General features: G+C 68.1%; 9 protein-coding genes and 1 tRNA gene. 6 read left to right on the top strand and 4 right to left on the bottom strand.

The genetic code is table 11. The features are described 5' to 3' along the window. The coding region (locus ACOJTD_RS00640; RefSeq protein ID WP_420131015.1) for a LysR substrate-binding domain-containing protein at positions 1 to 648 on the top strand (648 nt) is incomplete at its 5' end. 86 nt (positions 649 to 734) lie between these two features. Here ACOJTD_RS00640 and ACOJTD_RS00635 read toward each other — a convergent pair. Beyond that, positions 735 to 809: transfer RNA gene (locus ACOJTD_RS00635), tRNA-Gly, on the bottom strand. 362 nt (positions 810 to 1171) lie between these two features. On the opposite strand from ACOJTD_RS00635, the gene trxA reads away from it, so the two are divergent. The 3 genes from trxA to ACOJTD_RS00620 all read left to right on the top strand — a co-directional run bounded on the left by trxA (position 1172) and on the right by ACOJTD_RS00620 (position 3128). Then, entirely contained in the window at positions 1172 to 2092 is a 921-nt protein-coding gene (gene trxA, locus ACOJTD_RS00630) for a thioredoxin (protein WP_420131014.1), read from the top strand. Positions 2093 to 2131: 39 nt separating this feature from the next. Continuing rightward, the gene (locus ACOJTD_RS00625) at positions 2132 to 2806 is read left to right on the top strand and encodes an LON peptidase substrate-binding domain-containing protein (protein ID WP_420131013.1); all 675 of its coding nucleotides are present in this window, start codon (positions 2132 to 2134) and stop codon (positions 2804 to 2806) included. Positions 2807 to 2930: 124 nt separating this feature from the next. Then, positions 2931 to 3128: a Trm112 family protein gene (locus tag ACOJTD_RS00620; RefSeq protein WP_420131012.1), complete on the top strand. Its 198-nt coding sequence runs from the start codon at positions 2931 to 2933 to the stop codon at positions 3126 to 3128. Here the strand turns inward: ACOJTD_RS00620 and ACOJTD_RS00615 are convergent. After that, positions 3125 to 3661 carry a DinB family protein gene (locus ACOJTD_RS00615; RefSeq protein WP_420131011.1) on the bottom strand — a complete coding sequence of 179 codons (537 nt, stop codon included), beginning with the start codon at positions 3659 to 3661 and terminating at the stop codon, positions 3125 to 3127. The two genes, ACOJTD_RS00620 and ACOJTD_RS00615, sit on opposite strands and share 4 nt — an antisense overlap. 84 nt (positions 3662 to 3745) lie before the next feature. Here ACOJTD_RS00615 and ACOJTD_RS00610 point away from each other — a divergent pair, with 84 nt between their 5' ends. Continuing rightward, positions 3746 to 4645, top strand: coding sequence for a LysR substrate-binding domain-containing protein (locus ACOJTD_RS00610; protein WP_420131010.1), 900 nt, complete (start codon positions 3746 to 3748; stop codon positions 4643 to 4645). Between the two features lie 43 nt (positions 4646 to 4688). Here the strand turns inward: ACOJTD_RS00610 and ACOJTD_RS00605 are convergent, their stop codons facing one another. Beyond that, entirely contained in the window at positions 4689 to 5966 is a 1278-nt protein-coding gene (locus tag ACOJTD_RS00605) for a ubiquinone biosynthesis hydroxylase (protein ID WP_420131016.1), read from the bottom strand. Positions 5967 to 6069: 103 nt separating this feature from the next. Between ACOJTD_RS00605 and tesB the strand changes: the two genes are divergently transcribed. Then, entirely contained in the window at positions 6070 to 6945 is an 876-nt protein-coding gene (tesB, locus tag ACOJTD_RS00600; RefSeq protein ID WP_420131009.1) for an acyl-CoA thioesterase II, read from the top strand. A 47-nt stretch (positions 6946 to 6992) separates the two neighbouring features. Here tesB and ACOJTD_RS00595 read toward each other — a convergent pair. Then, positions 6993 to 7637: ABC transporter substrate-binding protein (locus ACOJTD_RS00595; RefSeq protein WP_420131008.1), on the bottom strand; the 645-nt coding region annotated here is incomplete at its 5' end.

Here is a 7637-nt window from a genome sequence, read left to right as displayed (position 1 = left end):
CGCGGCGCGGTGCGGATGCTGTCCAACACCGCCGGGCTGGTCGAGATCGTGCCGGCCGCGCTGCGGGCGTTTCTGGCCGCGCATCCGGCGGTCGATGTCGATCTCGAGGAGCGCACCAGCGCCGAGATCGTGCTGGCGGTGGCGGAGCGGCGCGCCGAATTCGGCGTGTTCGCCGGCAGTAGCGATCCGGGTCCGCTGCAGACCCGGCCGCTCGGGCACGACCGCCTGGTGGCGATCGCCGCCGCGACGCATCCGCTGGCGAGCCGGGGATCGATCGATTTCGCCGAGTTGCTCGATGAGGGGTTCGTCGGGATGTCGAGCGGCGCGCTGCACGACCATCTGGCGGCGCAGGCCGCCCGCTACGGACGGCGGCTCGCGTGCCGGGTGCGGCTGCGCAGCTTCGAGGCGATCGCCCGGCTGGTCGAAGCCGGCGTCGGGCTGGCGATTTTGCCGGAAGCCGCCGCGGCACCACATCTCGGCCCCGGGCTGGCGGCGATCCGGCTCACCGATTCGTGGGCGCATCGCAGCCTGCTGGTCTGCGCGATCGATTTCGACCGGCTGACGACCCACGCGCGCACGCTGGTGGCCGAGCTGCAGCGACAGGCCGGCGCGCGCCACGAGACCGCAGGTGCTGACGCGGCGGCATGATGACGACCGCCGACTGGAGGCGACGTCGCTGGAAACTGGAAAGGCAGGCGGTTGGGAGAATGAGCGGCCGATCTGCCGCCAGATTCTGGAGCGGGCGAAGGGATTCGAACCCTCGACCCCAACCTTGGCAAGGTTGTGCTCTACCCCTGAGCTACACCCGCATCCGAGAAACAGCGAAGGCTTGCGCCGAACGCCGTGCGCAGTCCTATGCCAAATGCTTGAGGCGAATGCAACAGCCGATGGCGGCTTCTGACTGCTCCTTTTTGCAGGGGGTGTCGAATGAAGCGGACCGGCGATGCTTTCGGCCCATGCGGTTCCGGCTGGAGCGGCGGCGCCGGTTCCAGTTGAAATCGAAACCTCGCGCGCCATCTACAGGGGCGTGCTAGACCGTCTTCAGGCGCGGGGGACCGGCTCGCAGAGCGAAGACGCGCCAAAGACTTACAAAACGAATCCGGAGCATTCGGCCGATCGCGGCGGGATCTGCTCCGAAACGCCACTCTTGCGGACATCAGGCGAGGATCACGTGACAATCATCGAGCAGGGCAGCGGCGATGCCCCCCAGGCGGGCCCCGATCTGATCAAGGACACCACGACGCAGAGCTTCGTCCGCGACGTCATCGAGGAGTCCAAGCGCCAGCCGGTGCTGATCGACTTCTGGGCGCAGTGGTGCGGCCCGTGCCGCCAGCTCACCCCGATCCTGGAAAAGGCGGTCCGCGCCGCCGGCGGCAAGGTCAAGCTGGTCAAGATGAACATCGACGAGCATCCGTCGATCCCGGGCCAGATGGGCATCCAGTCGATTCCCGCCGTGATCGCCTTCGTCGACGGCCGCCCCGCCGACGGCTTCATGGGCGCGGTGCCGGAGAGCCAGGTCAACGCCTTTATTGAAAAGCTGACCGCCGGCATGCCGGGCGGCGGGCCGACCGCCGCCGAACTGCTGCAGGAAGCCGAAGCGGTGCTGGCCGAGGGCGACGCGGCCACCGCCGCGGCGATCTATGGCGAAGTGCTGCAGGCCGATCCGGCCAATGTCGAGGCGCTGGCCGGCGTCGCGCGCTGCTACATGCAGACCGGCGAGACCGACAAGGCCAAGCAGATGCTCGAGCATGTGCCGGAGAAGCTCCGCGAGAACGCGGCCGTCAAAGCCGTGCAGGCGATCATCGATCTGGCCGAACAGGCCGAGCAGGTCGGCCCGATCGCCGAACTCGAACAGAAGGTGGCGACCGATCCGCTCGATCACCAGGCCCGATTCGATCTCGCCACCGCGCTGAACGCCGCCGGCAAGCGCGAGGAAGCGACAACGCATCTGCTCGAGATCGTCCGCCGCGACCGCAAATGGAACGACGACGGCGCGCGCAAGCAGCTGGTGCAGTTCTTCGAGGCCTGGGGCGCCACCGACGACGCCACGGTCGAGGGTCGCAAGCGGCTCTCGACGATTCTGTTCTCGTAGTTCTGTTCTCGTCATCGCAATCAGCAGCCGGGACGTCCGATGCCGATCAATGCAGACTATCGCGGGCCCGCCGACCTTCCCGAAGTGATCCCGGTGTTTCCGCTGGCGGGCGCGCTGCTGCTGCCGCGCGGCCAGATGCCGCTCAACATCTTCGAACCGCGCTATCTGGCGATGATCGACGATTCGCTGCGCGACGGTCACCGGCTGATCGGCATGATCCAGCCCGACGCGACGCATTCGGCCAATGAGGACACGCCGGCGCTGTTTCAGGTCGGCTGCGTCGGCCGCATCACCCAGCTCGCCGAATCCGGCGACGGCCGCTACATCCTCGAACTCACCGGCGTGTCGCGCTTCAAGGTAGTCGAGGAGCTCGCGGTGAAGACGCCGTACCGCCAGTGCCGGGTCGATTACTTCCCGTTCGTCGACGACTTCACCGCCCGCAAGGGCGAGGACGAGGTCGACCGCGACACGCTGCTGTCGGTGCTGACCGACTTCCTCAAGGCCAATAACCTCAAGGTCGATTGGGGCGGCGTCGAGAGCGCCCCGAACGAAGCGCTGGTCAATGCGCTGGCGATGATGTCGCCCTACGGCGCGCCCGAGAAACAGGCGATGCTGGAAGCGCCCGATCTCAAGACCCGCGCCGAGATCCTGATCGCCGTGACCGAGATGGACCTCGCCAAGAAGCGCACCAGCGGCGACCCGCCGCTGCAATGAGCCGCACAGCGATGAGCCGCGCTATGAGGCGCCCCGATTTGCGCGGCGCCGTTGACGGCGAGGCGCCGGCGCGGTTCAGTCCGGGCAGCTTTTCTCGACACACCTGTGATCTGGTCCGCCTCTCATGACGACATCCGCCGAACGCCCCGAAACCACCGTCGACAGCAAGCTGCTCGAAATCCTGGTGTGCCCGATCACCAAGGGCCGGCTGGAATTCGACGCCGCCCGGCAGGAACTGATCTCGCGCGGCGCCAAGCTCGCCTACCCGATCCGCGACGGCATCCCGATCATGCTGCCGGAAGAAGCGCGGAAGATCGGCTAGCCGCCGCCTGCCGCCAGCGCCGCAAGATCCGGCGCCGGCGTGCCACGCTGAAACGCCAGCAGATCCAACGTCGGCGGCTCCGCGCCGGTGAGGATCGACAGGCAGGCGTGAGCCTGACCACGATGGTGGGTCTGGTGATTGAAGACATGCCGGAGAATGTCGGAGCGAAGCTGCCGGTGCGGCGCGCCCGAGGTGGTGGCGTATTCGACGAATCCCGACAACGCCGCGTCATCGGTGCAGTCGATGGTGCGGACAATGCGATCATCCTCGGCGGCGCGAGCCTGTGCCAATTCCGACCGGTCCTCGAACAGGATGGTGTCGAGGCGCGACGGTGCATCGCCTTCACCGGTCAGGCGCTTGAGCCAGATTCGATCGGCGACCAGCAGATGGTTCAGCGTGCCGTGCAGGCTGCCGAAGAACACCCCGATGTTGCGCCGATAGGCCTCGTCGGGGAGCGCCAGAGCGACCTGATACAGACGGGCGTTGGCCCAGCGGTTGTAGGCGGCGAACTGGGCGAAGTGCTGGCGATCCATCTGTGTCTCCTAAGACCGTCATTGTAGCGCGATGACTGCTGCCGATTGGTGAGATATCCTCACCTGATATAGCCCGTGATCCACATGCCTCCCTTGCCGCTTCCCTCGCTCGGCGCACTCCAGGCACTCGTCCGGCTGTCGCAGGACGGCAGCCTTGCGGCCGCGGCGCAGCGGCTTGGCGTGACCCGCTCGGCGCTGTCGCATCGGATCGCCGATCTGGAGGCGCAGCTCGGCGCAACGTTGGTACAGCGAGCCGGGCGGCGGATTGCATTGACCGAGGAGGGCGCGCGGCTGGTCGCCGCGGTGGGCGACGCTGTCGAACGGATCGAGGCGGCGATGCAGCCACTGCGCCGCCGTCGCGCGCAGGTGCGCGTCTCGACCGTAGCGACGTTCGCTTCGGACTGGTTGATCCCGCGGCTGGCGAGCTTCCACGACAAGCATCCCGACATCGAGATCGCCGTCGCCAGCACTATGCGGGTGGTCGACCTGACTACCGAGGACGTCGACCTCGCCATTCGTCACGGGCGAGGTGAGTGGCCGGACGTCACGTCGACGCTGCTGTTTCACGAGACGCTGCTGCCGGTCGCGACGCCGGATTACTTGTCGGGCGTGCCGGCCCGTCGGCTATGGGCGGCGGCGACGTTGATCCACGCGCGCTCCCGCGCGCACGACTGGACGCTGTGGTGGAAACATCTCGCGCGGGCGAGACCCGACGGTCGCGAGCTGATCGTCGATAACCGCAGCCAAGCGATGGCCGCGGCGCTCGGCGGCAGCGGCATTGCGCTCGTCGATGCCGCTTACGCAGAACCGCTGATAGACGCCGGCCGACTGCGACCACTCGCTGACGCGCCGCTCCGGCTCAATGATGGTTACTACGCGCTCCATCGCGCGTCGCCGCGGAACGCGCGTGCGGTGCTGACGTTCCGCGACTGGCTGGTCGCCCAGTCAGCCCCTTGGCGGCGGCGCTGCAATGAGGCTCTCTGATCCGCGGCCGGCGAAATCAGCCAAGTAAATCTCGGCGGCGCCCTTACAGCGCCTCGCCCTTCAGCAGCCGTGGCGTTTCGCCGGTGAGGCCGGCGGCCTGGCGGATGAAGGCGCCTTTCAGCGGCGGCAGGCGGTCGACTAATCCGAGGCCGATGTCGCGGACGCTGCGCAGCAGCGGCGATTTGTTCGAGAACAGCAGATTGAGCCCGTTGGTGGCGACGCCCATCGCCATGGTGTCGAACCGGCGCCAGCGCTGATAATTCTCCAGCACGTCGGCCTGACCCGGATCGATGCCGAGCCGCGCGGCGTCGACGATCACTTCGGCCAGCGCCGCGACGTCGCGCAGGCCCATGTTGAGGCCCTGCCCGGCAATCGGGTGGATGACATGCGCGGCGTCGCCGATCAGCGCCAGCCGCGGCCCGATGAACGACTGCGCGACGAAGTAGCCGAGCGGAAACGCCTTCGGGGCGTCGAGCGGCTTGACCTCGCCGAGCCGAAGCCCGAAGCGCTTTTCCAGCTCGACCTGAAACTCGGCCGGCGGCAGCGCCACGATGTCGGCGGCGACGCGGCGGGTCTCGGTCCACACCAGCGACGAACGCTTGCCGGTGAGCGGCAGGATCGCGAACGGGCCGGCCGGCAGGAAATGTTCCTCGGCACAGCCATTGTGGTCGCGCTCGTGCTCGACCATCACGACGATGCCGGACTGGTCGTAGTCCCAGCCATAGGTGGCGATGCCGGCGCGCTCGCGCAGCTTCGACCTGGCGCCATCGGCCGCGACCAGCAGGCTCGCCTCGATCACGCTGCCGTCGCCGAGCGTCACCGTGGTGCCGCCCTCGTGCGACTTGTAGGACGTCACCGGCGTGGCGCGCAGCTCGACGCCCGCGGCCTCGGCGCGGCTGGCCAGCGCCTCGTTGAGATATTTGTTCTCGACCATATGGGCGAACGGCTCGCCCGGCTGCACCTCGCCCGCGAAGGTGAGGAACACCGGCCGGGTCGCGTCTTCCAGTTCGCTGTCGGTGACGATCATGTCGATGATCGGCTGCGCGGTCGGCGCCACCTCGTCCCAGACGCCGAGCGCCTCGAACAGCCGGCGGCAGGCCGCCACGATCGCGGTGGCCCGCGGATCGCGCGACGGCCGCATCGCCAGCGCCGGATCGGCGACGATCACCGGCACGTCGGGACCGAGCCCCTGACGCAGCGCCAGCGCCAGCGCCAGACCGGCGAACGCGCCTCCTCCGATGACAATGCTTCGCGGTGCCGTCATTTTTCTCTCTCGTCGACCAGAATTCTTGCGCCCGGAGTTCTTGCGCCATGACTGCAGCTGGGCGAAACAGGCAGGAACAACCGTGGCTTGCCGCCCGGTTCTACCAGACCTCGACGACAGGGGGAAATCGCCCGCTGTCCACTCCCGGGAGACAGCGCCGGTGTCCAAGAGCCTGATCGACCTGATCTCGATTCTCGATCTCGAGCCGCTCGAGGTGAACCTGTTCCGCGGCACCAGCCCGCAGACCAGCTGGCAGCGGGTGTTCGGCGGCCAGGTGATCGGCCAGGCGATGGTGGCGGGGTGCCGCACCGTAGAGAACCGGCTGCCGCATTCGCTGCATTGCTACTTCATTCTGCCGGGCGACCCGGCGGTGCCGATCATCTACGAGGTCGAACGGCTGCGCGACGGCAAGAGCTACACCACCCGCCGCGTCACCGCGATCCAGCACGGCCAGGCGATCTTTTCGCTGATGATGTCGTTCCACGACGACGAGGAGACCGAGTTCGACCACCAGGACAAGATGCCGGACGTGCCGCCGCCGGAAGCGCTGTCGGCCGAGGAGATCTCCAAGCAGCCGTTCTTCAAGGAGATGCCGGACTTCATCAAGCGCTACTATGAAAGCGACCGGCCGATCGAGCTGCGTCCGGTTGAGCTGTCGCGCTATTTCGGCAAGAAGATCGAAGACGGCCGCATCCATGTCTGGATCCGCACCGCCGCGAAACTCCCGGACGATCCGGCGCTGCACATGTGCGCGCTGGCCTACGCATCCGACTTTTCGCTGCTCGACGCGGTGATGGCGCGCTACGGCCGCACGCTGTTCGACAAGCGGATGATGCCGGCCAGTCTCGATCATGCGATGTGGTTTCACCGCCCGTTCCGCGCCGACGAATGGCTGCTCTACGTGCAGGACTCGCCGTCCGCGCAGGGCGGCCGCGGCCTGACCCGCGGCCAGATCTTCAAGCCCGACGGCACGCTGGTCGCGTCGGTGGCGCAGGAAGGCTCGGTGCGGCAGCGGCGCGAGACACCGAAGGGCTGAGTTTCCTCGCGGGGCTCAACGGCGCACGGCGCGCCGCACTTACCGGCTCAGGCGCCGAAACTCTTCGGCGATCCGGCCACCGCCTGCGCCCCGGTGCTGGCGACTTTCATCACCGCGAGACCGCGCTCGTTGGTGCCGTCCGGGCGGAAACGGAACAGGCCGTCGATGCCGGCGAAGCCCGACGGATTGGTCAGCACCTCGCCGGAGAAACGCTTCGGCCCCTGGGTGCGGGCCAGCGCCGCGACCAACGCCACCGCGTCATAGGCCAGCGTCGCGGTGCGCACCGGGTCCTGACCGTAGCGGGTGCGATAGCGCCCGGAGAAATTGCGGAAGCCGGCCGGATCGGGCGCCGCATACAGTCCGCCCTGCAGCGCCGGCGTCGCGAACACCCGCGGATTGTCCCATAGCCCGGTGCCGAGCAGCTGCAGCCGGCGCAGATCCGCGCCCGCCGCGGTGAGGGCATCGGCGACACCCGCCAGCGCATCGCCGTCGTCGGCGAGCAGCAGCGAATCCGCGCCCGCCAGCGCCTGCGCGATGGTGCGGGCCGCGCCGGCGCGATCGGCGCCGTATTTCTCGAAGGCCGCGATGCGGCCGCCCTTGCTGCTGACCACCTGCTTGAACGCCGCCTCGACCACGCCCCCATAGGCATTGTCGGGCAAAAGCGCTGCGTAGGAGCGTTTGCCGACGCCGGC

It is taken from the genome of Rhodopseudomonas sp., assembly GCF_048594845.1.
Classification (GTDB): domain Bacteria; phylum Pseudomonadota; class Alphaproteobacteria; order Rhizobiales; family Xanthobacteraceae; genus Rhodopseudomonas.
The sequence above is the reverse complement of the archived record's forward strand: the minus strand, read 5'-3'. Positions and strand labels throughout refer to the sequence as shown.